24 protein-coding genes and 2 rRNA genes (1 of these 26 cut by a window edge) are annotated in these 25,089 nt (G+C 32.7%); 14 read left to right on the forward strand and 12 right to left on the reverse strand.

The features are described from left to right. Positions 1-1,334 (forward strand): 23S ribosomal RNA (locus tag EI427_RS20215) (it extends 1,543 nt beyond the left edge of the window). Positions 1,335-1,457: 123 nt separating this feature from the next. Then, a 5S ribosomal RNA gene (gene rrf, locus EI427_RS20220) occupies positions 1,458-1,569 on the forward strand. Between the two features lie 162 nt (positions 1,570-1,731). Here rrf and EI427_RS26370 read toward each other — a convergent pair. Both EI427_RS26370 and EI427_RS20225 read right to left on the reverse strand, forming a co-directional pair. Continuing rightward, on the reverse strand, positions 1,732-1,866 hold the full coding sequence (locus tag EI427_RS26370) for a hypothetical protein (RefSeq protein ID WP_262708872.1): 135 nt from the start codon (positions 1,864-1,866) through the stop codon (positions 1,732-1,734). A gap of 10 nt (positions 1,867-1,876) precedes the next feature. Further along, positions 1,877-2,866 carry a LuxE/PaaK family acyltransferase gene (locus EI427_RS20225; RefSeq protein WP_126618151.1) on the reverse strand — a complete coding sequence of 330 codons (990 nt, stop codon included), beginning with the start codon at positions 2,864-2,866 and terminating at the stop codon, positions 1,877-1,879. Between the two features lie 200 nt (positions 2,867-3,066). Here EI427_RS20225 and EI427_RS20230 point away from each other — a divergent pair, with 200 nt between their 5' ends. Further along, entirely contained in the window at positions 3,067-3,633 is a 567-nt protein-coding gene (locus EI427_RS20230) for a hypothetical protein (protein WP_126618153.1), read from the forward strand. A gap of 46 nt (positions 3,634-3,679) precedes the next feature. On the opposite strand, the gene porT is transcribed toward EI427_RS20230, so the two are convergent. After that, positions 3,680-4,483: a type IX secretion/gliding motility protein PorT/SprT gene (gene porT, locus EI427_RS20235; RefSeq protein WP_126618155.1), complete on the reverse strand. Its 804-nt coding sequence runs from the start codon at positions 4,481-4,483 to the stop codon at positions 3,680-3,682. Next, positions 4,432-5,157 (reverse strand): bifunctional demethylmenaquinone methyltransferase/2-methoxy-6-polyprenyl-1,4-benzoquinol methylase UbiE, encoded by a 726-nt coding sequence (gene ubiE / locus EI427_RS20240; RefSeq protein WP_126618157.1) that lies wholly within the window; start codon positions 5,155-5,157, stop codon positions 4,432-4,434. The genes porT and ubiE overlap by 52 nt, the downstream gene beginning before the upstream one ends. A 198-nt stretch (positions 5,158-5,355) precedes the next feature. Here ubiE and EI427_RS20245 point away from each other — a divergent pair, with 198 nt between their 5' ends. Together EI427_RS20245 and EI427_RS20250 are read left to right on the forward strand one after the other, a co-directional pair. Continuing rightward, positions 5,356-7,731, forward strand: coding sequence for an OmpA family protein (locus EI427_RS20245; RefSeq protein WP_126618159.1), 2,376 nt, complete (start codon positions 5,356-5,358; stop codon positions 7,729-7,731). Between the two features lie 39 nt (positions 7,732-7,770). After that, the gene (locus EI427_RS20250) at positions 7,771-10,494 is read left to right on the forward strand and encodes an OmpA family protein (protein ID WP_126618161.1); all 2,724 of its coding nucleotides are present in this window, start codon (positions 7,771-7,773) and stop codon (positions 10,492-10,494) included. Between the two features lie 75 nt (positions 10,495-10,569). Here the strand turns inward: EI427_RS20250 and EI427_RS20255 are convergent, their stop codons facing one another. Genes EI427_RS20255 through EI427_RS20270 form a run of 4 tightly spaced genes read right to left on the reverse strand, consistent with a single transcriptional unit; the run spans position 10,570 to position 13,072 of the window. Next, entirely contained in the window at positions 10,570-10,986 is a 417-nt protein-coding gene (locus tag EI427_RS20255) for a BrxA/BrxB family bacilliredoxin (RefSeq protein WP_126618163.1), read from the reverse strand. Positions 10,987-11,020: 34 nt separating this feature from the next. Further along, positions 11,021-11,368, reverse strand: a complete 348-nt coding sequence (locus EI427_RS20260; RefSeq protein ID WP_126618165.1) for an iron-sulfur cluster assembly protein — start codon at positions 11,366-11,368, stop codon at positions 11,021-11,023. Between the two features lie 27 nt (positions 11,369-11,395). Next, on the reverse strand, positions 11,396-11,833 hold the full coding sequence (locus tag EI427_RS20265; RefSeq protein ID WP_240655335.1) for a SufE family protein: 438 nt from the start codon (positions 11,831-11,833) through the stop codon (positions 11,396-11,398). Positions 11,834-11,851: 18 nt separating this feature from the next. After that, a complete protein-coding gene (locus EI427_RS20270) occupies positions 11,852-13,072 on the reverse strand; it encodes an aminotransferase class V-fold PLP-dependent enzyme (RefSeq protein ID WP_126618167.1) in 1,221 nt (406 codons plus the stop codon). A 218-nt stretch (positions 13,073-13,290) separates the two neighbouring features. Here EI427_RS20270 and EI427_RS20275 point away from each other — a divergent pair, with 218 nt between their 5' ends. Next, positions 13,291-13,722 carry a MerC domain-containing protein gene (locus EI427_RS20275; RefSeq protein WP_170178554.1) on the forward strand — a complete coding sequence of 144 codons (432 nt, stop codon included), beginning with the start codon at positions 13,291-13,293 and terminating at the stop codon, positions 13,720-13,722. On the opposite strand, the gene EI427_RS20280 is transcribed toward EI427_RS20275, so the two are convergent. The 3 genes from EI427_RS20280 to EI427_RS20290 are packed head-to-tail and all read right to left on the reverse strand — an operon-like array spanning position 13,719 to position 16,032. After that, a complete protein-coding gene (locus EI427_RS20280; protein ID WP_126618171.1) occupies positions 13,719-14,159 on the reverse strand; it encodes a hypothetical protein in 441 nt (146 codons plus the stop codon). The two genes, EI427_RS20275 and EI427_RS20280, sit on opposite strands and share 4 nt — an antisense overlap. A gap of 4 nt (positions 14,160-14,163) precedes the next feature. Further along, complete coding sequence (locus EI427_RS20285; protein WP_126618172.1) at positions 14,164-15,384, reverse strand: ABC transporter permease; 1,221 nt, start codon at positions 15,382-15,384, stop codon at positions 14,164-14,166. A 6-nt stretch (positions 15,385-15,390) separates the two neighbouring features. Beyond that, a complete protein-coding gene (locus tag EI427_RS20290; RefSeq protein ID WP_126618175.1) occupies positions 15,391-16,032 on the reverse strand; it encodes an ABC transporter ATP-binding protein in 642 nt (213 codons plus the stop codon). Between the two features lie 257 nt (positions 16,033-16,289). Here EI427_RS20290 and EI427_RS20295 point away from each other — a divergent pair, with 257 nt between their 5' ends. The 6 genes from EI427_RS20295 (at position 16,290) to trpC (ending at position 22,747) form a co-directional block, all read left to right on the forward strand. After that, positions 16,290-18,176 (forward strand): outer membrane protein assembly factor BamB family protein, encoded by a 1,887-nt coding sequence (locus EI427_RS20295; RefSeq protein ID WP_126618177.1) that lies wholly within the window; start codon positions 16,290-16,292, stop codon positions 18,174-18,176. 153 nt (positions 18,177-18,329) lie between these two features. Further along, on the forward strand, positions 18,330-18,677 hold the full coding sequence (locus tag EI427_RS20300) for a cytochrome c oxidase assembly factor Coa1 family protein (RefSeq protein WP_126618179.1): 348 nt from the start codon (positions 18,330-18,332) through the stop codon (positions 18,675-18,677). Positions 18,678-18,939: 262 nt separating this feature from the next. After that, entirely contained in the window at positions 18,940-20,346 is a 1,407-nt protein-coding gene (locus EI427_RS20305; protein WP_126618181.1) for an anthranilate synthase component I family protein, read from the forward strand. Between the two features lie 33 nt (positions 20,347-20,379). Further along, positions 20,380-20,946, forward strand: coding sequence for an anthranilate synthase component II (locus tag EI427_RS20310; RefSeq protein ID WP_126618183.1), 567 nt, complete (start codon positions 20,380-20,382; stop codon positions 20,944-20,946). 16 nt (positions 20,947-20,962) lie between these two features. Then, positions 20,963-21,949 (forward strand): anthranilate phosphoribosyltransferase, encoded by a 987-nt coding sequence (gene trpD, locus EI427_RS20315; RefSeq protein WP_126618185.1) that lies wholly within the window; start codon positions 20,963-20,965, stop codon positions 21,947-21,949. A 15-nt stretch (positions 21,950-21,964) separates the two neighbouring features. Continuing rightward, the gene (trpC, locus tag EI427_RS20320; RefSeq protein WP_126618188.1) at positions 21,965-22,747 is read left to right on the forward strand and encodes an indole-3-glycerol phosphate synthase TrpC; all 783 of its coding nucleotides are present in this window, start codon (positions 21,965-21,967) and stop codon (positions 22,745-22,747) included. On the opposite strand, the gene EI427_RS20325 is transcribed toward trpC, so the two are convergent. After that, positions 22,748-23,140 (reverse strand): hypothetical protein, encoded by a 393-nt coding sequence (locus tag EI427_RS20325; protein ID WP_126618190.1) that lies wholly within the window; start codon positions 23,138-23,140, stop codon positions 22,748-22,750. A gap of 83 nt (positions 23,141-23,223) precedes the next feature. Between EI427_RS20325 and EI427_RS20330 the strand changes: the two genes are divergently transcribed. Next, the gene (locus EI427_RS20330; RefSeq protein WP_205727885.1) at positions 23,224-23,892 is read left to right on the forward strand and encodes a phosphoribosylanthranilate isomerase; all 669 of its coding nucleotides are present in this window, start codon (positions 23,224-23,226) and stop codon (positions 23,890-23,892) included. 8 nt (positions 23,893-23,900) lie between these two features. Continuing rightward, the gene (gene trpB, locus EI427_RS20335; RefSeq protein ID WP_126618194.1) at positions 23,901-25,085 is read left to right on the forward strand and encodes a tryptophan synthase subunit beta; all 1,185 of its coding nucleotides are present in this window, start codon (positions 23,901-23,903) and stop codon (positions 25,083-25,085) included. The last annotated feature ends 4 nt before the right edge of the window (positions 25,086-25,089 follow it).

Genomic DNA, 25,089 nt, shown 5'->3' on the forward strand with positions numbered 1-25,089 from the left:
ACATAGCGACTACGGTCAATGTGATAACGATACGAAACGCTTCCGAGAAAACCTTCTAAGATTATATTATTGGATCCCGTACCCCAAACCGACACAGGTGGTTAGGATGAGTAATCCGAGGCGCTCGAGTGATTCATGGCTAAGGAACTAGGCAAATTAGCCCCGTAACTTCGGGAGAAGGGGCGCCTACTTACTTTTGTAAGAGGCCGCAGCGAAGAAGTCCAGGCGACTGTTTAACAAAAACACATGGCTATGCGAACTCGAAAGATTCAGTATATAGCCTGACACCTGCCCGGTGCTGGAAGGTTAAGAGGGGGAGTTAACTTCGGTGAAGCTCTGAATTGAAGCCCCAGTAAACGGCGGCCGTAACTATAACGGTCCTAAGGTAGCGAAATTCCTTGTCGGGTAAGTTCCGACCTGCACGAATGGTGCAACGATCTGGACGCTGTCTCGGCCATGAGCTCGGTGAAATTGAAGTAGCGGTGAAGATGCCGCTTACCCGCAACGGGACGAAAAGACCCCATGAACCTTTACTGCAACTTAACGTTGGCCGTTGGCCAGGAATGTGTAGGATAGGCGGGAGACTGTGAAGGAGCGTCGCTAGGCGTTTTGGAGTCATTGTTGAAATACCGCCCTTTCCTGTTCGACGGTCTAACGGGCTAAATGTCCGGACATTGTTTGGTGGGTAGTTTGACTGGGGTGGTCGCCTCCAAAAGAGTAACGGAGGCTTTCCAAGGTTCCCTCACGACGGTCGGCAATCGTCGGAAGAGCGCAATGGCATAAGGGAGCCTGACTGCGAGAGAGACATTTCGAACAGGCACGAAAGTGGGACATAGTGATCCGGTGGTACCGCATGGAAGGGCCATCGCTCAAAGGATAAAAGGTACTCTGGGGATAACAGGCTGATCTCCCCCAAGAGCTCATATCGACGGGGAGGTTTGGCACCTCGATGTCGGCTCGTCACGTCCTGGGGCTGGAGAAGGTCCCAAGGGTTGGGCTGTTCGCCCATTAAAGTGGCACGCGAGCTGGGTTCAGAACGTCGTGAGACAGTTCGGTCTCTATCTGTTGCGGGCGTAGGAAATTTGAGAGGCTCTGACTTTAGTACGAGAGGACCGAGTTGGACACACCTCTGGCGTACCGGTTGTTCCGCCAGGAGCATCGCCGGGTACCTATGTGTGGAGCGGATAAGCGCTGAAAGCATCTAAGCGCGAAACCCACCTCGAGATGAGATTTCCATATAAGGGTTGTTATAGATTATGACGTTGATAGGCTTCAAGTGTACGTGTAGAGATACATTCAGCTGAGAAGTACTAATCGCCCAAGAGCTTTTCTTTTACGGTTAGCACTCTAGTGATAGAGTGCTAGCAAAGTTTTTCCTTTTCACTGTCAAATAACTTATTTAGAAGAGTTATTTGGTATTAGTGATTAGATTCGATGATCAAAGACATTAAGATATTGATGGTGTCAATGACGTGGGTGTTCACCTCTTTCCATTCCGAACAGAGCAGTTAAGCCCCACAGTGCTGATGGTACTGGGTTAACCCCCGGGAGAGTAGGTCGACGCCACATTTATTATATATAGAAGGTTAGTTAACACAAGATGTTGACTAACCTTTTTTTGTGGCTATACTTTTTTAAAGAAAGTAGATCTCAAAAAAATAGCAAAACTAAAAGCCATAGGATAATTAAATATCTTATGGCTTTCTTATTTATCTAGGATAGAGTTATTCTCTATTGATTACTTTCTGAAAGGATACTAGCCTTTTGAATCTCATTACTAGCATAAGTAGGACACGTTTTATATGTTCTACAAGAAGATAGACCTAAAAGTAAAATTCCAGAACAAAGGATTAAAAAACGTTTCATTATTAAAATTTTATTGTACCATCAAATTACAACCTCTAACATCTGTATTATCAAAACGCCCTAAAACATAGAAATGATTCAAATCTTTTCCGGGTGCTCCAATATCTTTTGTTTCAATAAAACAACAAGATTCGATATTACCAAGGTCAATTATATTTATACCACCTCTAATAGAATTAGAAAGTGAAAAAGGATCATTTATTTCTCTGAAATAAACTCTCATCCAAGAAGGAGTAACAAATTGTTCATCACCTAAAGAATAACCTTGCGATAAAAGTTCTGTCATTCCGTATTCAGAATGAATATTATTAGAATTAAACGCATCTTTAAGTTGTTGATGTACTTCACTTCTCGTTAGTTCTTTTCTTTTACCTTTCATCCCTCCGGTTTCCATAATAATGATATTAGAAAAATCCGAAGGAAACTTCTCGGCAAAATCAAGTAAAGCAAATGTAACTCCTAATAAAATAGCTTTCTCACCATTCTTTTGTATTTCTCGCAATTTGTGGGCCAACCTTTCTAAGTCATTTAAGTAAAAGTCTGATTGCTTTGCAGACTGATTCATAAAATCACTAACCATGCATACTAAAGAAGCATCTTTTCGTTCTAAATAACTAGGTAAAAGAGCTAGAAGATGAATGTTTTTTAATGGTCCGTAAATTTTTTGAAAAAACGAGGTAGTAATATTTTTGTAATGATTTAAATCGGAAACATAATGCTTACTACGTACGCTTCCTGTGGTTCCACTGCTTTGAAAAGTCCTTTCAACCTTAGAATTATCACAAAGTACCTTTTGAGTCTTAAAAAATTCAATAGGCATAAAAGGAATATCAGTAATCTTATGTATCTTATTAGGCGAAACTCCAAGGTAAGAAATATACTGACTATAAATAGGGTTATTTATTGCTTGGTAATTAAAAGCTTCAAGAGTAGCTTCTTCAAACTCTGAATCTGTCTTAATAGAAAATATTTTTTTCTTGAATTGATCAATGAATTCCATCTATTGCTTTTAAGAATGTAATGAAATGATTTTCTTAGTAGTCAGAAACTATAAGACTATGTTACTATTAGTAACTAAAATAGTAAATTATCTGTTCTTATTTTCTACCACTAAATTTAAATAATCAATTTATAATTAATATGATTTCACGAAGATATATAACACAATATATAAAGCAACTAAGCTATTTGTTAATGCTTATGATGTTAACATCATGCTTCGGTGAACCCGAGTTTCCATTAGAACCAGAAATTGAGTTTGCTTGGATTGAAAATTATAATCCTACAGAGCTTAATGATAGTGTTTATATAGCACTAACCTTTAGAGATGGTGATGGTGATTTAGGATTATCAGAAGATGACATTAATGGCCCCTATGCACCTTATGAACAAGATAAATTACCTGAGGATACAGTAGCCAATAAATACCATAATAATTATTTTGTTTCGATTCTTAGAAAAGAGGATGATGGGATTTACAGGTCTGTTGTTTTTGAAGCAGAACAAGATTTTAATGGTAGATTCCCTAGATTAAATGATTCTGGAAGAGAAAGACCATTAGAAGGAGAGTTAAGGTATGGAATAGTATTGTATTATGATGGCGTACTTCAATCTCCACTAAATAAAGGAGATTCAATTAAATTTACTATTAATATAGCAGATAGAGCTTTAAATGAAAGTAATGAAATTACTACTGCTGGAATTGAAATAGGAACTCCTAAAGAAAAGGAGGAGGGACAAGAAGAAACAGCAACACCTACTGATTAACTAAAGTAAAAAGTAGGTGTTATATAAATAAATCCTTTATCATCAATTATCCTTCGAAATTGATGATAAAGGATATTTTATGTTGTCTTATTGCATCTACGTAAGGCATAAAAATAGATTCCTGTGTATTATCAGCTACATTTAATAATCCATGAGAAATTCGTATCTCAGGAGACAAGCAAAACATTTTGTTGTATATGTGTATACCGAATCCCCATGTAAAAGACATATTGAATTTTTTCATGTTGATGTAAAATTCTTCAGTAGGAGAATCTTGTTTAGTAGCAACTGTAAATGAGGGAGTAAAACCTCCTAGTAAATAAAGGCGATGATTTTTTCTTCTATCAGATTGATATTTTAATAGAATAGGGAAATCTAAAGATGTATTTGATTGTAATTGATCAAGGTCTCTTACATCAATATCACTTCCGTCTTCTTTAAAAGTAATTTCTGATGTAAAATTGCGAGCGTAAAAAGTTACATTTGGTGAAAAACGTAAAGCCCAATGGTTATCTTTTGATAAGTTGACATTCAATAAGAAGCCCAATAAAAAACTCATTGTATTTTCAGGATTTACGGTTAATAAATCTTGAGGTTGACCAGAGTTATCATATTTTATCGCATTCTCGTTCATCCTTACACCAGTTGGTGTAGAAACTAATCCAATTTGAAAGCCATAATGAAGTTTTTTCTTATCGAAGTTAGATAAGTTATATATAGTACTTGTTTTTCCTTTTTGTTGAGCGTAAGATTTAGAAGTAAACCCAATGCTCAACAATAAGAATAAACATGTAGTAATTATTTTTGTCCTGTGTAAACAGAACTTATTCCAAATGTGAGTGATGTACATGTTACGGATTTATAGCCTAACTTATCTAAGATATCTGTAAATGCTTTACCATAAGGGAAGGCTTCTACAGATTCTGGTAAATAAGTATACGCAGAGTTATCTTTAGAAACAATTTTTCCAATCATTGGTAAGATATTCATAGAATAAAATCTATACAATTGTTTGAATGGAAAAGATTGTGGTTGTGAGAACTCAAGTACAACTAATGTGCCATTAGGTTTTAGTACCCTTTGGATATCAGAAAGACCCTTTTCTAAATTCTCGAAATTTCGAACACCAAAAGCTACAGTTACGGCATCAAAAGAATTATCTTCGAAAGGTAAATTTTCTGAATCACCAATTTGTAGATCAATAAATTTAGATAAACCTTTTTTAGCAACTTTCTCTCTACCAACTTCTACCATACCTGCAGAAATATCTGCACCAGTAATTTTCTCTGGTTTTAAAGTTGCCCAAGCTTGAAGTGCAAGGTCTCCAGTGCCAGTAGCAACATCTAAAATTGTTTTAGGTTGAGATTTTTTTAATTTATTGATAGCAATTTTTCTCCAGTAGATATCAATACCTCCACTAAGAACTCTATTCAATAAATCATAATTTGAGGAAATGTTATCGAACATTTTTGCTACTTGTTCTTTTTTTCCTTCGTTTCTATCTTTATATGGTAATACCGCCATTTTTTTTGCAATTTTTTCTCCGTCAATACGTTAGTGTAACAGATATCACTTATATTGTACCGCATTATTCCTATTGTAATGCTTAGTACGCAAAATTACACTTTTCATTTCTATGAACAATGCTTATTGCATAAAACCTTGAAATGTATGATTTTGTTTACATAATCTATTACTGTTTAACAAACGAACTAAACTTTTATGAGATACTTTCAAACTCAAGTACTCTTACTTTTTATATTAATATTTTCATTAACAGCTTCAGCACAAAAAGTAAAACATTCTTCTACATTTAAAAAGCATATTAAATATGCTGAAGAATATATGGATTTTGAAGAATACCATAATGCTGTAGAACTATTACTAAAGGTTGAAGAAGAAGGGGAAATAGATCAAGAATGGAATTATTTAGTTGGAATTTCTTATTTGTTTTCATCCAATTTAAATAAAAGTAAGGCACTAAAATATTTACAAAAAGTAGTAGATAAAGAAGAGTACCCTGATATTCAATATTATTTAGCAAAAGCTTTACAATACAATCATAAATTTTCTGAAGCTAAAGAAATCTATGGGAGTTTTCTTACATATAATCAATATTTAGATGATGATGAGATTGAGGATATAACATTTTTAAAGTCTCAATGTGAAACTAGTATTGAATTAATGAATGACTCTCTAGAGATGTTGATTATTAATTTAGGACCTAATATAAATACTGAATATCCAGAAATTGCACCTGTACTGTCTGCAGATGAAAGAACATTGGTTTTTACTTCAAGACGATCTGATAGTCATGGGGGTGAAATAGATCCTGTTTCAGGGATGTATTATGAAGATATATATATATCAAGAAGAGATGATAGTGGAAATTGGGATAAGGCAGAACCAATCGGTAAAACTATTAATACTTCAGGACACGATGCTGCAGTAGGACTATCACCAAGTGGTAATACTTTATTTTTATATAAAAGTGATAATAAAGCGAGTGGTAAACTATTAGCTGGAAATATTTACATGAGTGAGTGGAATGGAGCAAATTGGTCTACACCATCTGCTTTACCTAAAGGTATTAATTCTGATAATTGGGAGACGCATGCAACGTTAACAGCTGATGGTAAATCGTTGTATTTTACAAGTAACCGTTCAGGTAAAGATGCATTTGGAGAAACGGATATTTATGTAGCTCATAAAGACGAATATGGAGCATGGGGAGAGCCAACAAATTTAGGTGAAAATATAAACACTAAATTTCCAGAAGAAAGTCCATTTGTACATCCAAATGGTAAAGTACTTTATTTTAGCTCTAAGGGACATAAAGGAATGGGTGGTTACGATATTTTTTATTCTGAATGGGATGATAATAAACAGGAGTGGAGTAGAGCTAAAAATATTGGTTACCCTATAAATACTGCTGATGATGATATCTTTTATTCTATATCAGCAGATGGAGAAAGAGGTTTCTTTTCTTCTATAAGAGATGATAGTGAAGGAGGTCAGGATATATATATGGCTATAATTCCATCTCAAACAATCAATGTTATTGCTTTAAATGGAGAAGTAAGAGATGATGAATCAGGTAATTTGATTGAAGCAACTGTAGAGGTTATTAATAATGAAACTGGTGAGGTTGTACATCAAGAAATTGCAAAAGGAGGGAAATATTTAATGTATTTAGAACCTAATAATGATTATGGCTTTAGGGTTTCTCATAATGGTTATTTATTTCATTCTAAAAATATCAACATAAAAGACCAAACTGATTATATCGAATTAGTTGAAAATATAAAACTTCAGAAAACGGCTGATCAAAAGAGAGAAGAATTGAAAAATATTTTCTTTAGCTCATATAGTGATTTAGAAAATAAATCATCTTATGAATTAAAAGCATTGGCTAGCTATGTAAATCAATTGGATGAGTTTGTTATAGATATAAGTGTTCATTCTGCAAGAGGTATGGAAAAAGATTCTATAGTAAATCTTAATGTAACACAAGCTAGAGCAGAAGCAATTGTAAAATCATTAACGCAATTAGGAATTTCGATTGATAAAATTGCAGCAAAAGGATATGGGTGGCAACATCCAGTAGCTTCTAACGATATTAAAACTGGTAGAATGAAAAACGAACGTATTGAATACGTTGTGAGAACTCCAGAAGAACTTGTGGTTTTTGAAGAAGTTGTGGAAGAAGTACCTCTTCCTGTTATTATTCCAGAGTTAGGTGAGGTAATGGATATTAAAGGAATAATTATGTTTGCCGTATCAAGTAATTCGATAACTCCTGAAAGTTTTTACGTAATAGATCAAGTCGTAAATGTCATGGATAAATATCCAAATTTAGTAATTGAGGTGGGTGGACATACCGATAATACGGGAACATCTTCTTTTAACTATATTTTAGGTGAGAAACGTGCAAGAATAATTGTTCAACAATTAGTAATTTTGGGAATTGAAAAAAATAGGCTGAAATATAAATCATATGGTTTTGATTCTCCTGTTGCAGATAATAATACAGAAGAGGGAAGAATGAAAAATCGTAGAATTTCATTCACCCCGTTAGAATTTTTAAATGAACAATAAATTAAATTTTAATCAAACTACGAAACTCTCTCATCCAACATGAAAAACTACCCAATCATTAATTTGATTTTTTTACTACTACTATGTTACAACGTAAGTGCTCAAAATAAACAGACTACAGGTAAAGTAAAAAAGCAATTAAAAGAAGCTGAAACGTACTTAAAATTAGAAGAATATCATTTTGTAGAAGAAGAAATGATGGACGCTGTTAAAATTGCTCCCTCAGATTCTTTGTGTCAATATTATTTAGGTATTGCAGTGTTTAATTCACCTACTAAAAATAGAGTAGATGCATTATCACACTTTGAACTTACCTACGAAAAAGATAATAATTTTAGACAAATCAATTACTGGCTAGGTAAAAATTACCAGTTATTACATGAGTTCAAGAAAGCTGAAGCTTTTTATGAAAAAGAAAAGGCTCTTTTTACAAGTTTATCAGAAGATCAACTGAAAGAAAAGAAAAAGTTCCCTGGCTATGTAGATTATAGTATTGCTGAACTTGATAGATATATTGACCAGTGTAAAAGAGGCTATAGTTTTATGGCAGAAGTAGATGATAAACTTTTACTTAATCTGTCTTTAGCAAATACATACCTTCCAGATATTACACCAATTATTACTGTTGATGGACAGCGTTTGTATTTTACTTCTCACCGTCAAGATATTTCAAGTCACCATGAATTAGACCCTCATGATCAACTTCCATATCAAGATGTATTTTATATGGATAGGAGAGAAGATGGTTTTTGGGGTACTCCAAAAGAATTTAAAGAAATTAATACAGATGAACACGATGCTGCAATTGCATTATCATCTGATGGTAAACAATTATTTCTTTATAGGAGTGTTGGTGCTAGTACTAATAACCCTGGTGATATCTACGAAGTTCATAATAATAATGGTACTTGGACAGAACCTCAACCTGTTTCTGCACCAATAAACTCAGGTGCTATGGAAACGCATATGAGTATGTCTAGTGATGGGAATGTGATAATTTTCACTAGTAACAGAGAAGGAGAAGGTTCTCAAGGAATGCAAGATTTATATATCATTAGAAAGCTTCCTAATGGAGAATGGGCTATGCCTCAGAATATGGGAAATAAGATTAATACTTCTTTAAATGAAGAGTCACCTTATATCCATCCAAATGGTAAAACTCTATATTTTAGCTCTCAAGGACATAATAGTATTGGAGGTTATGATGTTTTTAGAGTTGACATTGATTTAAAATCAGGTACTCTAGGAGAATTAGAACAACTGAAATATCCTGTAAACTCTGCTAGTGATGACTTATTTTATGTAATGTCATCGGATGGTTCTGAATCTTATTTTTCTTCTGTTAGAGAAGAAGGAATGGGTGGCTATGATATTTATTGTGTGAAAAATAATGAACACAATAGACGTAAGGTTTTATTCTTAACGACTCAAGTGAACACTTCTGATCATAGAAAGGTAAAAGCGACTGTAAAGCTTATTAATATTAAGACACAAGAAGTTGAGAAGGAAGAAGTAATTCTATCTCAAGATGGTAAAATTGAATGGATGCACCGTTGTGCAGGAGATTATGGAATTGAAATAACTGCTGAAGATTATATGTTTAAATCTGATCGGATAGATTTTGATACATTTAAAGAGCCAACTGTAACTTTAGATATTACTTATGATCTTCAGAGATTTGACCTTAATAAATCAGAGCCACTCTTTAATGTTTATTTTGATGATTCTGAAATTAATATGTCAACTTCTAGATCTGAATTAAATGCATTTAAAGAGTTTACTGATAAATATCCAGATTATAGCTTTGAAATCGTAGGTCATTCAGACTTTGATGACTCTAAAAGCAAGTTAGTTCAAGAGTTTGAATCAAAAACAAAGACAATGGAAACTTTAGAAGCATTGTCTACATTAGGAATGTCTTCAGAAAATCTTGTTAGTGAAAATATTGGTTATGGATCTAAATTTCCACTTTATATAGCCTCTTCTTTTACACATTGGAAAAATAATAGAATGGAATATATTATTCGTCCAAAGGGATATAAGAAGATAGTATCAAGGGCTTCAGATTGTAGTGCAGTATCTTACGATCAGGCATCTTATGATTTTGTAAATGATCATGAAAGTGTTTTAGCATCATTATTATCGGAATTAAAACAATGTGCATATTTAGAATTGGTTGTAACGCATGATGGAACTCAAGATGGGTTGGATAGAGCGAATGAAATTCTAAAATACTTTGAAGATAATGGGATTAATAGAGAGCAGCTTTCTACAAAAATTAAAGTAGGTAGCAATGCAACTGTTAATCTTAGGTACATCCAAGATCAAGTTGCAGAAGATGGATATGTAAATTATGATCCTAACCACGATAATGAAGAAGTTGCATCAGCAACTACAAAATCTACAGAAGATTTAGCTTTTGAATCAAGAATTGAAAATCTAACTATTCAGTTTCCTTTTGGATCAGAATCATTTGATGCAAAAGAAAATGAAATCTTAAAAGAGATCAAAGATTACTTAATTTTAAACTCGAATAAGTCATTACAGATTACAGGGCATACAGATAGTACAGGTCCGGAAGTATATAATGATTACTTAGGTTTACAACGTGCTAAATCTATTGCATTCTTTTTTAAAGATATTGAAAATCCTAATCGAATTACAGTGAAAAGTAAAGGAGAAATGGAACCTATTGCTTCTAATGCAACTAGAGAAGGAAGGTATGAAAATAGAAGAATTCAGTTTAAATTTAATGTGAAATAATCAATAAAATTTAATCAAATAAAAATCCCATTAGAAATAAATCTAATGGGATTTTTTTATGTAATGGACTAAAAATTAGTCTACGTATTCGTCAAATACAGCTACTAAATGTTCAGCAATCATTTCAGCAGAACGTCCTTCGATATGGTGTCTTTCTACAAAGTGAACCAATTCGCCATCTTTGAACAAAGCAATTGATGGTGATGAAGGAGGATAAGGTAACATTAATTCTCTTGCTTTAGCAACTGCTTCTGGGTCTACACCTGCAAAAACTGTTGTTAAATGCGTAGGCTTTTTTGGAGATGTAGCTACAGCGTGAAGAACACCTGGGCGACAAGTACCAGCAGCACAACCGCAAACAGAATTAATTACTAAAAGAGTAGTGCCAGATTGAGCAACAGCTTCTTCTACTTGAGCAGCAGTTTTTAAATCTGCAAAGCCATTGTCTGTTAACTCCATTTTCATTGGAGTAGTTAAATGTTCAGGATACATATTGTTTGTTATATTATTATTTTATAAATCTATTTTACATGAAGCCAAGTTCTAACTTTGCTTCATCAGACATCATATCTGTTGTGTAAGGAGGTTCGAATGTAAGTTCAATTTCTACATCTGTAACACCCTCAACTTCTTTTGCTGCTAACTGAATTTCACCAGGAATTTGTTCTGCAGAAGGACAAGAAGGTGTAGTTAAAGTCATTAATATGTGTACCTTATTTAAAGGAGGAATTATATTAATGTCATAAATTAAACCTAGCTCGAATACATCTACAGGTATCTCTGGATCGTAAACTGTTTTTATAGCTTCAACAACCTTTTCTTTTAAAGCTTCTGTGCTTACAGGTTGGCTTGTTTCTTTATTTTCTTCAGTCATGACTGTACTATTTCTGTTTAAAAAGGATTAGCTTTTAGCGCTGTAAGCAAGAGCATAAAATTTCATTTGCTTAATCATTGAAGCAAATCCGTTGGATCTTTGAGAACCAATTACACCGTTCATTCCGATTTTTTCGAAAAAGAATAAATCAGCATTTATGATTTCTTGAGGAGTACGGTTATTTAAAACACGAATTAATAAACTGATAAGACCTTTAGTAATATCAGTATTACTATCTGCAGAATAAATTACTCGTCCTTCTTGGAAATCTGTAGTTAACCAAACTTTAGACTGACAACCTTTAATTAGGTTTTCATCAATCATATATTGTTCGTCTAGTTTAGGTAACTCTTGTCCTAGTTCCATAATGTAGAAAATTGTAGATTCTCTATCACCATCTAGTAAATCGAAATCATCAATAATTTCGTTTTGAACTTCTTCTATATTTTTTATTGCAACTGTCATAATCTTTCACCTTAATTATTAACCAAACATTTTTACAATACGTACCAACCCTTCTATAAAACGATCCACTTCTTCGAATGTATTGTAAGCAGAGAAAGAAGCTCTAATTGTTCCTTCTAAGCCATATCTTGCCATAAGAGGCTGTGTACAATGATGTCCTGTTCTTACTGCAATACCGCGAGCATCTAGCATCATACCGACATCATAGTTATGAATATTCTCAATTATAAATGATAAAACACAAACTTTGTTTTCTGCTTCACCAATTATTTTAGCAGTAGGAACTTCTTTTTTTAGTTTTTCTGTAGCATATTTAAGGATTGCAGCTTCATGTGCAGCCATCTCTTCCTTGCCCCACTTATTGATGAATTCAATAGCTTTACCAAATGCAATAGTATCTGCTATATTTGGTGTTCCCGCTTCAAATTTATAAGGCAATGTATTGAAAGAAGTGCCATCAAAAGAAACTTCCTTAATCATTTCACCACCTCCCATATACGGAGGCATATCATTCAAAATGGCTTCTTTTCCATATAAGAAACCCATTCCTGTAGGCCCAAACATTTTATGAGCAGATGATACAAAGAAATCACAATCAAGTTCTTGAACATCTATAGGTAAATGAGCTGCAGATTGCGCTCCGTCAATCAGTACTTTAGCACCAAATGCGTGTGCTCTTTCAATAATTTTTTCTACAGGATTAACTGTTCCTAAAGCATTAGAAGCATGAACAACAGAAACAATCTTCACTTTATCAGAAAGCATTTTTTCAAATTCTTCAAAGATAATTTCACCTTTATCAGAAATTGGAATAGGTCTTACTGTAGCTCCTTTTTCTGCAGCAATTAATTGCCAAGGAACAATATTAGAATGATGTTCCATTGTAGAAACTAATATCTCATCTCCTTTAGAAAGGTTTGTCTTTCCATAAGTTTGAGCTACTAAATTGATTCCTTCAGTTGTACCACTTGTAAAAATAATCTCCTCAGACTTAGCTGCGTTAATAAACTTTTGAAGTAACGTTCTAGTTTCTTCAAATGCTCCGGTAGCCTTATCTGCTAAAGTATGTGCTCCTCTGTGTACATTAGAGTTATATCCTTTATAATATTCCTCTAATGCATCAATAACTACTTTTGGTTTTTGGTTTGTTGCACCATTATCAAAATAGGTTAATGGGTGGCCGTTTACCTCAGTACTTAGGATGGGAAATTCTTTACGAAGTTGTTCAACGTCAATCATTTTTTCGTCTTATTTAGAATAAATCTACTTCTAATGAAACCGCAATTTTGTATAAAAGTTCGTCATCTTCAAGTTTCTTCACATATTCATTCTAAATAAATGGTAAAAAAGATGAATATATGACGATTTGTTGATGTTTAAGAGTTATTATCTATTTGCAACTGGATGTTATTTGCAACATGTTTGCATTTCTAAATTTGAACCATTTATTTTGTAGCATGATTAAAAGGCTTCAAGGTAAAATAACACAATACGCAGATCAGATTGGATTTACAGGATCATTATTCTGTTTAATTCATTGTATCTTAACATCTGGTGTTATTGTCGTGAGTTCAGCAATGTCTCATGTTCATGAAAGTCACAATCATGCTCACCAAATTGACGTCTGGGGGATATTAGATCTTTCTATGATTGCAATTAGTGGAATTGCAGTTTGGTTTGCCAGTAGAAAAACACATACATCTAGTTTAAAAGTTGGTATGTGGATTTCTTATATGGTTTATGCAGTTACAATGTTAATTAAATATGTGGGTTACGAACCTACTTGGTTAGCGGTAACATCTTATGTAGCTTCTTTATTACTAATTGCTTGTCATTTGATTAATCTCAGACAAGCTAGCCATTGTTCGAGTAAAGTTTGTACTATTTAATTTTCTACCTCAATAACTTTAGCTGCAGATAATTTATAAATCAAGCTATAAAAATCATCCCTATTTAAATTTAGCCTTCCCTTTACCGTAACTTTTTTGTTTACCAAGCTTTGCTTTTTGGGTATATCTAGTTCTATTACTGTTTCAGGACCAGCATTCCCACAGAAAAAACAATTAGCAAAAGGCATATAGGATAATATACTTGTGCCATTTTCACTATCTACTGGTAGAATATAACCACTTATTGTAATTATTGATCCATCTATCATTTCAACTTCTCCACCAAAAATGGGTTCCGATACTTCAAAGCCTAATGTTTCATCCATTGATGTTTCCATTTCAACATGGCTTAATGTTTTCCAAACATCTGTTGATGTATTTTGAGCAGTACAATGAATAGAAAAGAAAGTAATTATTGATAAAAAATATAATTTCATGATTTTATTCTGATAAAGCTTGAGAGATATTTGTTTTTGCTGCTTGAATTGCTGGAACTATTGATGCTACGAAACCAACAATTAGTGTTCCTGCAAATAAATAGATTTCACCTGTAACAAAGGTAGTTCCTCCAATATTTAATGTTGTCAAAGTATCCACTTGATTAGCAGCTATGAAGATACTTAAATGACTTATACTAATACCGATACTAAATCCTAGTAATGAGCACAATAAACCTTCTATCAATAATAATCCAAAAATATAAGATTGAGGAGTACCTAAAGATCTAAGGTACGCAAGTTCATATTTACGTTCTTTTAATGAGTTATAAAGTGAAATAAAAATGCTCAAACCAGAAACAATAATTATTGCGATCGCTAAATATTGTAAAGCAGTAATAGCATTTTCCACTAAAGATAATAGTCTTGCGGTTTCATAAGAAGGAAGAGCTGCTTGCATAGATGTTTGCTCATTCACCATTCTTGGGAGTGTAATAGCACCCATTGGGTTTCTAAATTTAATTAGCATTGTTGTAATTTGCTTATCAAGAGTATCTTCTTTTTTATCAGAAAGGTTACCATAATTTGCTTTACTCTTGCTTGAATGTTTATGAACATCCCAAATTGATTCTAAACTAGTTAATAGTAATTGGTCGATAACAGTTCCAGTAGGTTTTAAAATACCAACAATTTTAAAATGTTCATCTTCATGATCGTGTCCTCCTTCACTCATACCATGAGAACTATGGAAATCATCTCCAATTTTTAAATTCAGTTTTTTTGCAGCAGCAGCTCCAATAGTAACTTCTAAAGGAGTATGTTCTCCCCATAATTTACCTTCTGCTAATTTACCTTTATAAAGATCTACATACTCATGGGTTGTACCTACAATTCTATGCCCTTTAAAACTATCACCTAAAGACTGTGGTATGGCTTTAGCAACAAGAGGATGTTTTTTTAATCTACTAGCATCTTTTAAAGAGATATTTCCGGTAGGAGTATCTACTTGATAAATGGCACAAAGGATAAGCTGTAGTGGGCTTCCTTTTGCACCTATAACCATGCCTATACCTGCTTGATTTTTCTTTAATGTACTCGAGAAATAATCTTGAGTTAGTAATAAAGCAGATATAATACTCACTCCAAAAGCAAAAAGTACAAGGTTTAATACAGTACTCATTGGCTTGTGCCAAAGGTTTTTCCAAGCAAACTTAAAGATGTTCATATGATATTATTGTATTGACTTTAACGTCAAAATATTTTCTTTGAATTCGTTTTTTAACCTACTATCATGTGTTACAATAATTAACGCAGTATTTTCTTCAGAAGATAATTCCCGAAGAAGTTTAATTACTTCTGTAGCATGTGTATCATCAAGACTAGCAGTAGGTTCATCTGCAAGTAATATAGAAGGCTTATTGATTAAAGCCATGGCAACAGATAATCGTTGTTTTTCACCCTCGCTCATTTGTTGAGGTGAACGATCGATATGTTTTATTATACCAAGTCTGTTTAGTAGTTCTTTTACTCTCTCCTTATCAATTTTATTTCCACCAACTTTCTGAGCAAAATATAGATTTTCTCCAACCGTTAGGGCTCTTGCAAAATGAGGTTTTTGAAATATAATTCCAATGTACTTCCCACGGAAACTATCCATTTCTTGACCTTTAAGCTGAGCAATATTCTTATTATTAATTATTATATCACCTGTAGTTGGTTGTAGTAAACCTCCAATAAGGTGTAACAATGTTGTTTTACCGCAACCAGAAGGTCCAATTATAAGCATTTCGTTACCTGCTTCTAAATTAAAATTTTCAAAGCTTATTTCAGACCCTTTTGGATAGGTAAATTTAAGTTGATTGGTATGGATCATACATTTAAGTGATAATGGAAAACGAAAGTACTAGAGTTTCTTATAAAAGTAATAATTTAATCTCTAAAATATTGATAATAGGGTTATTTGTAGTTTAATGTGAATTATTTTAATAAATGTAAATATTTAAATTTAATTATTGTTAGATGATATTGTTTTATTACTAGTTTTAGATAAGCAAACCATCAACTTCTTTAAATAGGTATCTGCTATATAAAAACTAAAAAAGACAAAGTAACTATTATTAATTTACAACAATGAAAAAGTATTTTTTAACTATTTTATTCGCACTAACGAGTTTACTTATCTATGCTCAAAGGTCTTCTGATTGGAGTTTCTCTATTGAAGGAAAAGAAAAACAAATTTTTACACATGCATTTACAGGAATTTCGGTTTTAGAAACAACGAAATTTTATTACGGAATAGACCCTGTAAATAAAAAGCCACTTTGGAAAATAAAGAAAGATGCTACTAATGAAGCGTTAAATACTGCTAGTAATATCTCAGATATGGCTGGAGCAGATGTAGGTTTAAGTGCTTTTGCAAAGAAATCTTGGGATCCAATACCAAATTCACCATTAGTATCTATAGATCAACAAATCGTTAATGTATCAACAGGTGAAATACTTGTTCCTGCAGGAAGCTACAAAGAGGTATTAAAAAGTAACTTTTTATCTGCAGCATACTCTACAATTTTAGAGGTTGTTACTGAGGATAATCAAAGAAAGGTGTATAATATAGATCTAAATACTAAAAAAGTTGCTTGGCAAAAAGATTTAGGGAAATATTCTACAACTTCTCAGTTAATGAATAAGACATCTTCTATTCCTAGTGTAGCGTTAGTACCTAAAACTACTAAGAATGGAGATATTATTTATAAAGAAAAGAAAGAGTTAATCCTTTTTGATGGAAAAACAGGACAAGAGAAATGGAGATTTATATGTAGCCCTGGTTCATTTTTCCTAAATAATGCAGAAGATATTGTAGTAGTTGTGGAAGCTCCTTCTGGATTTAAATCAACTACTTCTGTAAACCCAAAGTTATCGAAAAAAATTATTGCTGTTGATTTATCGAACGGTAAGCCACTATGGAAAAAATCATTAAAATTAGATGATAATTTTAGAAGTGCTCAAAATGTAAATGATGAAGAATTTTTAGTAAACTATGGATCTGGTATAAATATTTTTGATTTCAAAACTGGTGAGCAGAGATGGAAAAAAGGATTTAAGGCTAATAATGTTAAAACTATTAATCAAAAACCTAATGATGAGCTAGAGGTTTTTTATGCAAATAAAATCATGATGGTTTCTGCAAAAGATGGAGACGAATTATGGAAAAAGCCTATTAAATTCGATATGGATGAAGATATTGAAGGTGGTGTAATAAAAAGAGAGTATGAACAAGGAATTTTAATGGTTCATGGTAGAGGTGTTGGTTTTTATAACAAGGAAACTGGTAAAAAGAAATGGTTTGCAAAAGTAGAAACTGATAAAGTGGCTTTTAATAACTCTAAAAATATTGTAGCTGTTTTGGATAAAAAGAAATTGTACTTATTTAATCCAAATAAAGTTGAAAAGAAATTAGAAAAACTCAAACTTGATATTGAAAAACCTAAAGAAATGTTAGGGTTTGAAGTTTTAAGTAATGGATATTTCCTAACAGGAATGCAAGAGTATTTACGTTTAGATGACAAAGGAAATGTTTTAGGACAAGGTTATTATAAACAACTAACATCTGATAGGTTACTTAAAGCAGCTTTAACAACAACAGCAATGACAACATCTGTTTTAGGAGCAAGAGGTGAAGTTGATGATATAGAATTTGGCGTATTCATGAGCCCTGAAAATGCGGAAAAAGTAGCAGACATTAGTGATTCGGCATTTGATGCTTTAGATAAACTAAAAAAAGAGTCTGAGTTACACGGTACAGCTGAGACTGATGGTAAAAACATTTACTTTATGGAAGGTACTAAAACGGAAGCTGGTGACTTATTACAATTTGTAAAAGTAAATAAGGAATCTGGTAAAGAAGAGGATAGAATGGAAGTAGGTAGTAATAGAAAAGTTGTTTATAAAATTGAATTAAAACAAGGAATTTTATTTGCTGTAGTTGATGGTAAGCTTTGTGCTTATAATCTTGACTAATGAATCTTCTTAAGAAGTTGAATAAAAAAGTTGTCTTATATTAAGTAAGGCAACTTTTTTTATCTAAAAGCAATTTTATCTTACTTTCAATTAAAGTCATTAGTTACTTTTTAGCATTTGATTAAATTGCCCAATTAGAATTACAAAAGAATAATGAAGAAAAAACTTATAGTATTAGGTGTAATTGTAGGTAGTGTGTATGTATTATTCATGATCATCTTTTACTTTTCATTCGAATCAATTCAAGAAACTCCTGCTTACCATCAAGCTCTGAAAGAAATTAAATTAAGTACGTTAATTCATAAAAGAGTTGGTGATATAACGGGTGTTGATAAATGGGATAGTGAAGGAAAAGTAGAAATAGAAAATAATTCTACAGAAGGAAAAGCCTATTTTGTTATTCCAATACAAGGAGAGAAAGATAGTGTTCATGTTTCAATTTCATTATTTGAAAATGAACATGGTAATTGGATTGTGGAAAATATGAAAGTATTAGACTAAAAAATATTTAATTTGAGTGTAGTTTACTATAAAAATTAAGATTTGATTGCGAATTTCATTCTTAATTCCTAGTTTTATTGCGAAATGATAAAAACAAAAAAAAATATCGTAAAGTCATGGTGGTGGCGCTCAGTTTCAACTAATTGAGTGATTGTCCGCGTACAGGCTTTATTTTAAAATATAGATTTTAAAAAGCTCGCTGATTCACTCAGTGGGCTTTTTTTATGTTCTAACATTACTATACTAATAGATTTTATAAAATATGTATCGATTTATCAACACACATGCAGAATTACTTGCAGATACTGTTACTCCAGTAAGTATTTATTTAAGGGTAAGAGATAGATTTGCAAATAGCTTATTATTAGAAAGTTCTGATTATCATGGAGCAGACAACAGTTATTCATTTATTTGTTGTGAACCTGTTGCGGAATTTTCTGTTCACGATAAATTATTAAGAGTTCAATATCCTAATAAAGAAGAAAATAAAAGAGAATTATCTTCTCATGAAGAAGCTCTAACTGAGTTATCGGTATTTTCTAAATCTTTTGAATATAAGCAGAATGATAATCAAAAATTTGCCTCACATGGCTTATTTGGTTACATGACTTATGATGCAGTTCAATCTTTTGAAGAAATTGAATTTGATGCTGATAAAGTTGATACTGAAATTCCTCAGATAAGATATCAAGCATTTAGATATGTAATAGCAATTAATCATTTTAAGAATGAGTTACATATTTTTGAGCATATTCCTGAAGGAGAAAATTCTGAAAGTAAAATTGAAGAGATAAAATCTTTAATAAAGAGTAAAAACTTTCCTGCCTATCATTTTAAAAGAGAAGGTGAAGAAACTACAAACTTTACTGATTCAGAATTTTTAGAAGTTCTTAAAAAAGGGAAAGACCATTGTTTTAGAGGTGATGTTTTTCAGATTGTACTTTCAAGAAGGTATCAACAAGATTTTCAGGGGGATGAGTTTAATGTTTATAGATCACTGCGTTCTATCAACCCATCACCTTACTTATTTTATTTTGATTATGGTACATATAAAATCTTTGGCTCATCACCAGAGGCACAAATCATTGTAAAAGATAAACAAGCGACGATACATCCAATTGCAGGTACTTTTAAACGTACAGGTAATGATAAAAAAGATGCTGAAATAGCTCAACAATTATATGATGATCCGAAAGAAAATTCAGAACATGTAATGCTAGTTGATTTAGCTAGAAATGATTTGAGTAGAAACGGGAATAATGTTAAAGTTGAAGTTTTTAAAGAAATTCAATATTACTCTCATTTAATTCACTTAGTATCTAAAGTAAACGGTCAATTAACAGAAGGGACCGATCCTTTAAGAGTTGTTGCTGATACTTTTCCTGCTGGTACTTTATCAGGTTCTCCAAAATACAAAGCAATGGAGTTAATTGATAAATACGAAAATGTTCGTCGTAGTTTTTATGGTGGTGCTATTGGTTTTATGAGTTTCGATGGAGATTTTAACCACGCTATAATGATTCGTTCGTTTTTAAGCTTGGATAATAAGCTTCATTACAGAGCGGGTGCAGGTGTTGTTGCTCAGTCTTCAGAAGAGAGTGAACTACAAGAAGTACACAATAAATTGGCTGCTTTGCGTAAAGCATTGGATATGGCCGAAGGACTTTAATTTAATACAGAGAAGAAAATTTAGCAGAAGGATATGAAAATTTTAGTTCTTGATAATTACGATTCGTTTGTGTACAACTTGGTACATTACCTAAGAGAATTAGGACAAACTGTTGATATATATAGAAACGATAAAATTACTTTGAAAGAAGTAGGTAAATACGATAAAATATTACTTTCTCCAGGCCCTGGTATTCCTTCGGAAGCAGGAATAATGCCTGAGTTGTTGAAAACTTATGGAGAGACAAAAAGTATTTTAGGGGTATGTTTAGGGCATCAAGCTATTGGAGAAGCATTTGGAGCAACATTAGAGAACAATCATCCTTTACATGGTGTTCAGGATAATGCTCAAGTAGTAACTCCAGAAGCAAAATTATTTCAAGGTATTCCAAATACTTTTAAAATTGGGCACTATCATTCTTGGGTACTTAAATCTGATAGCTTGGCTGGAACTCAATTAAAGATTACAGCTCGCGATGAAAATGGGTTTGTAATGGCTGTACAGCATAATAAGTTTGATGTGCAAGGAGTTCAATTTCATCCAGAATCTGTTTTAACAGAACACGGAATGGACATATTGAAAAATTGGGTACAAGGTTAATCTTATAATAATTACCATGAAAAAGATACTAAACAGACTTTTTGAATACGGGTCATTATCTGAACAAGAAGCTAAAGCGACACTAACAAAATTGGCTCAAGGAGATTTTAATCCAAGTCAGATAGCAGCATTTCTTACAGTATACTCTATGCGAAGTATTACGGTAGAAGAGTTAACAGGATTTAGAGATGCAATGTTAGAATTGTGTTTAAGAATAGATTTAGACGACTTCGACGCAATGGACCTTTGTGGTACGGGTGGAGACGGTCAGGATACATTTAATATATCAACATTATCTTCTTTTATTGTTGCCGGAGCAGGTCAAAATGTAGCTAAGCACGGTAATAATGGAGTATCTTCTGTATGTGGTTCATCTAATTTGATGGCACACTTTGGGTATGATTTTACAAATGACGTTGATACGTTAAGAAGAAATTTAGAAGAGGCAGGGATATGTTTTATTCATGCTCCATTGTTCCATCCAGCAATGAAAAATGTGGCACCAATTCGTAGAGAATTAGGAGTTAAAACGTTTTTTAATATGCTAGGACCTATGGTAAATCCATCTTTTCCAAATAAGCAGATTGTAGGTGTATTTAGTTTAGAAATTGCACGTTTGTATGGGTATTTATATCAACAGACAGAGAAAAAATTTGCAATACTACATTCATTAGATGTATATGACGAAATATCGTTAACATCACCTTTTAAGATTATAACAAAGGAAAGTGAGCGGTTATTAAAACCAGAAGACTTAGGATTACATTATCAAACTAAAGAATCTTTATTTGGAGGAGGTACTATTGCAGAATCAGCAAAAATATTTACTGATGTGTTAGAAAATAAAGGTACACTTCCTCAGCAAGAAGCTGTTCTAGCAAATGCAGGTGTGGCAATTGCAACAGGTAAAGGTTTAGCCTTTCAAGAAGGTGTAGCTCAAGCAAGAGAATCTTTAGAATCTGGAGCAGCATTAAATGCATTTAAAAAATTAATTAATTCTTAAAGAATATCTATTGATATGACAATTTTAGATAAAATAGTTGCACATAAAAAGATTGAAGTAGCAGCAAGAAAAGAAATAGTATCTCTTGCAGACCTTCAAGCTAGACCTTTGTTTGACAAAGAACCTGTATCTGCCAAAGCATGGATTGCTAGTCCTAATAAATCTGGAATTATTGCTGAGTTTAAAAGACAGTCTCCGTCTAAAGGATTAATTAATGGTACTGCAAAAGTTTCTGATGTAGCAGAAGGCTATTTTAAAGCAGGTGTTTCTGCAATGTCTGTTCTTACAGATCAAGAATTTTTTGGAGGAACCGTAGACGATCTATTGGCTGCAAGGTCAGTATCTCCTGTTCCTATTATTCGTAAAGATTTTATTGTAGATGAATATCAAATTGTTGAGGCAAAATCAATAGGTGCTGATTTTATTCTTTTGATAGCCTCTTGCTTAACACCAGAAGAAAGTAAAAAATATGCAGAGGTTGCAAGAAACTTAGGAATGCAAATTTTACTAGAGGTACATAACCAAGAAGAATTAGAAGCTCACGTTTGTGATAAAATGGATTTAATTGGGGTAAATAACCGTAATCTTAAAACATTTGAGGTAAGTATTGAAAATTCTAAGATTCTTGCGGAACTAATTCCGAACGAATTCGTAAAAGTTTCTGAAAGCGGAATTAGTAATATCGAAAATATAAAGGAGCTAAAGAAGTATGGTTATAAGGGCTTTTTAATAGGTGAAAACTTTATGAAGACAAATAATCCATCTAAAGCTGCTAAAGAATTTATAAGTCAATTATAATTAAAATAGACGCTTTTTATTAGCGTGGAATTTGATTCTATTAGATTGAGGATAGTAGTCTATTGTTCTATAATAATTGTCTTTAGAGCCTGGAATCAGAAATTTCCCTAATACTTTTATATCATTTAGTTTGATGTAAACTTCAGAAGGGCTGTTTTCATTTCCATAAACAGTAACTCTTCCAGATTTATGACTTATGTCTATGGAATCAGCTTTTATTTCAATCCCAGGATCAATAAAATAGGCATTTCCTCTAAGGCAGAGTAATCGTTTATCCTGATTTATAAAAGCACTATCAGCACTATATTCAAGAGATCTTTCTCTATCGTAAAACTGCTGATTACAACCTATAGATAAGGTTGCTAATAAAATAAGAGGTATCAATTGTCTCATACTATAATAAATCTGTAGGTATCAAATATACAGATTTATTATAGTTGAAGTCTAATTACCGGAGTAACTGTTTTAATTGATATATGATGAGTAGTATAAAAGATGATGTTTCTATAATTGATTGGAAAGTATGTGGAATGCGTAATCGGGAAAATATTTATGATATTTTGAAATTATCTCCTGATTATATGGGTTTTATAATGTACCCACCGTCAAGTAGATTTATAGAAAATGAAGATGTTTCTTTTTTAGAGACAAAGTGGGACGTTCCAACTAAACGAGTGGGTGTATTTGTAAATGAAGAAATAGAAACAATACTCTCACAAAGTAAGAAATATCATTTTGATACGATACAGTTACATGGAAGCGAAACACCTGAAATATGTAGAATACTTAAAGATGCAGGGTATGAGATTTTTAAAGTCTTTGGTATTAAAGATGAATTCGATTTTTCAACTTTGAAATCTTACGAACCCTATGTAGATGCATTTTTGTTCGATACTAAAAGTTCAAAACATGGAGGGACAGGAAAAACATTTGATTGGGGAGTTTTAAAACAATATTCTTCCACAAAGCCATTTATTTTAAGTGGGGGAGTTTCTTTAAAAAATATAAAAGAGCTTACCATTTTAGATCATTTACCTTTTAAAGGGATAGATGTAAATAGTAAGTTTGAAATTGAGCCGGCAATGAAAGATATTGCAATGGTTACAGAATTAAGCGATTGGGTGAAATCCATCAACAAAAAATAATTAGACAAATGACTTACCAAGAACCAGATCAGAATGGCTATTATGGCCAATTTGGAGGAGCATATATTCCAGAAATGCTTTACCCAAATGTAAAAGAATTAAAGGATAATTATGAGGCAATGATTGCCGACCCAAAGTTTAAAGAGGAATTCGATGGATTATTAAAAGACTATGTTGGTCGTCCAACTCCTCTTTATTTCGCAAAGAAGTTATCTGATAAATATGGTGCAAAGATTTACCTTAAAAGAGAAGATCTTAACCATACAGGAGCACACAAGATAAATAATACAATTGGTCAGATTTTATTGGCTAAACGTTTAAATAAAAAGAAAATTATTGCAGAAACAGGTGCTGGCCAACATGGTGTGGCTACGGCAACAGTTTGTGCTTTAATGAATATGGAATGTATTGTTTACATGGGGGAAATTGACATTGCACGTCAGAAGCCAAATGTTGAACGTATGCGTTTATTAGGTGCTACAGTTATTCCGGCAACTAGTGGTTCTAAAACATTAAAAGATGCAACCAATGAGGCTATGCGTCATTGGATAAATAACCCATCTGATACACATTATATTATTGGGTCTGTAGTGGGACCTCATCCTTACCCAAATATGGTTGCTAAATTCCAATCTGTAATTAGTGAGGAAATGAAATGGCAATTAAAAGAAAAAGAAGGAAAAGAAAATCCTGATTATGTAATTGCTTGTGTAGGTGGAGGAAGTAATGCAGCAGGTGCATTTTTCCATTATTTAGATGAGTTAGATGTAAATTTAATAGCGGTAGAAGCTGCTGGTTTAGGCGTTGAATCTGGTGAGTCTGCAGCAACAACAGCATTAGGAACACCGGGTGTATTGCATGGTAGTAAAACTATTCTAATGCAAACAGAAGACGGACAGGTAGTTGAACCTTATTCTATATCTGCTGGTTTAGATTACCCAGGAATTGGACCTATTCATGCTTATTTATATGAGTCTGGAAGGGCACAGTTTAAATATGTTACAGATGAGGAAGCAATGGAAGCTGGTGTTGAATTGAGTAGATCTGAAGGTATTATTCCTGCAGTAGAATCAGCTCATGCATTTGCAGCTTTAGGTAAAATGGATTTTAAACCTGAAGATGTAGTTGTTGTAAACTTATCTGGAAGAGGAGATAAAGATTTAGAAACTTATATGAAATACGGTAAGTATTAATTAA

Origin of the sequence: Flammeovirga pectinis (assembly GCF_003970675.1) — a bacterium.
Lineage (GTDB): Bacteria > Bacteroidota > Bacteroidia > Cytophagales > Flammeovirgaceae > Flammeovirga > Flammeovirga pectinis.

What these genes read in the sequence shown, in the direction of transcription:
- EI427_RS26370 (WP_262708872.1), bottom strand. Translation starts at nt 1,866, where the DNA reads ATGAAACGTTTTTTAATCCTTTGTTCTGGAATTTTACTTTTAGGTCTA.
- EI427_RS20225 (WP_126618151.1), bottom strand. Translation starts at nt 2,866, where the DNA reads ATGGAATTCATTGATCAATTCAAGAAAAAAATATTTTCTATTAAGACA.
- EI427_RS20230 (WP_126618153.1), top strand. Translation starts at nt 3,067, where the DNA reads ATGATGTTAACATCATGCTTCGGTGAACCCGAGTTTCCATTAGAACCA.
- porT (WP_126618155.1), bottom strand. Translation starts at nt 4,483, where the DNA reads ATGTACATCACTCACATTTGGAATAAGTTCTGTTTACACAGGACAAAA.
- ubiE (WP_126618157.1), bottom strand. Translation starts at nt 5,157, where the DNA reads ATGGCGGTATTACCATATAAAGATAGAAACGAAGGAAAAAAAGAACAA.
- EI427_RS20245 (WP_126618159.1), top strand. Translation starts at nt 5,356, where the DNA reads ATGAGATACTTTCAAACTCAAGTACTCTTACTTTTTATATTAATATTT.
- EI427_RS20250 (WP_126618161.1), top strand. Translation starts at nt 7,771, where the DNA reads ATGAAAAACTACCCAATCATTAATTTGATTTTTTTACTACTACTATGT.
- EI427_RS20255 (WP_126618163.1), bottom strand. Translation starts at nt 10,986, where the DNA reads ATGTATCCTGAACATTTAACTACTCCAATGAAAATGGAGTTAACAGAC.
- EI427_RS20260 (WP_126618165.1), bottom strand. Translation starts at nt 11,368, where the DNA reads ATGACTGAAGAAAATAAAGAAACAAGCCAACCTGTAAGCACAGAAGCT.
- EI427_RS20265 (WP_240655335.1), bottom strand. Translation starts at nt 11,833, where the DNA reads ATGACAGTTGCAATAAAAAATATAGAAGAAGTTCAAAACGAAATTATT.
- EI427_RS20270 (WP_126618167.1), bottom strand. Translation starts at nt 13,072, where the DNA reads ATGATTGACGTTGAACAACTTCGTAAAGAATTTCCCATCCTAAGTACT.
- EI427_RS20275 (WP_170178554.1), top strand. Translation starts at nt 13,291, where the DNA reads ATGATTAAAAGGCTTCAAGGTAAAATAACACAATACGCAGATCAGATT.
- EI427_RS20280 (WP_126618171.1), bottom strand. Translation starts at nt 14,159, where the DNA reads ATGAAATTATATTTTTTATCAATAATTACTTTCTTTTCTATTCATTGT.
- EI427_RS20285 (WP_126618172.1), bottom strand. Translation starts at nt 15,384, where the DNA reads ATGAACATCTTTAAGTTTGCTTGGAAAAACCTTTGGCACAAGCCAATG.
- EI427_RS20290 (WP_126618175.1), bottom strand. Translation starts at nt 16,032, where the DNA reads ATGATCCATACCAATCAACTTAAATTTACCTATCCAAAAGGGTCTGAA.
- EI427_RS20295 (WP_126618177.1), top strand. Translation starts at nt 16,290, where the DNA reads ATGAAAAAGTATTTTTTAACTATTTTATTCGCACTAACGAGTTTACTT.
- EI427_RS20300 (WP_126618179.1), top strand. Translation starts at nt 18,330, where the DNA reads ATGAAGAAAAAACTTATAGTATTAGGTGTAATTGTAGGTAGTGTGTAT.
- EI427_RS20305 (WP_126618181.1), top strand. Translation starts at nt 18,940, where the DNA reads ATGTATCGATTTATCAACACACATGCAGAATTACTTGCAGATACTGTT.
- EI427_RS20310 (WP_126618183.1), top strand. Translation starts at nt 20,380, where the DNA reads ATGAAAATTTTAGTTCTTGATAATTACGATTCGTTTGTGTACAACTTG.
- trpD (WP_126618185.1), top strand. Translation starts at nt 20,963, where the DNA reads ATGAAAAAGATACTAAACAGACTTTTTGAATACGGGTCATTATCTGAA.
- trpC (WP_126618188.1), top strand. Translation starts at nt 21,965, where the DNA reads ATGACAATTTTAGATAAAATAGTTGCACATAAAAAGATTGAAGTAGCA.
- EI427_RS20325 (WP_126618190.1), bottom strand. Translation starts at nt 23,140, where the DNA reads ATGAGACAATTGATACCTCTTATTTTATTAGCAACCTTATCTATAGGT.
- EI427_RS20330 (WP_205727885.1), top strand. Translation starts at nt 23,224, where the DNA reads ATGATGAGTAGTATAAAAGATGATGTTTCTATAATTGATTGGAAAGTA.
- trpB (WP_126618194.1), top strand. Translation starts at nt 23,901, where the DNA reads ATGACTTACCAAGAACCAGATCAGAATGGCTATTATGGCCAATTTGGA.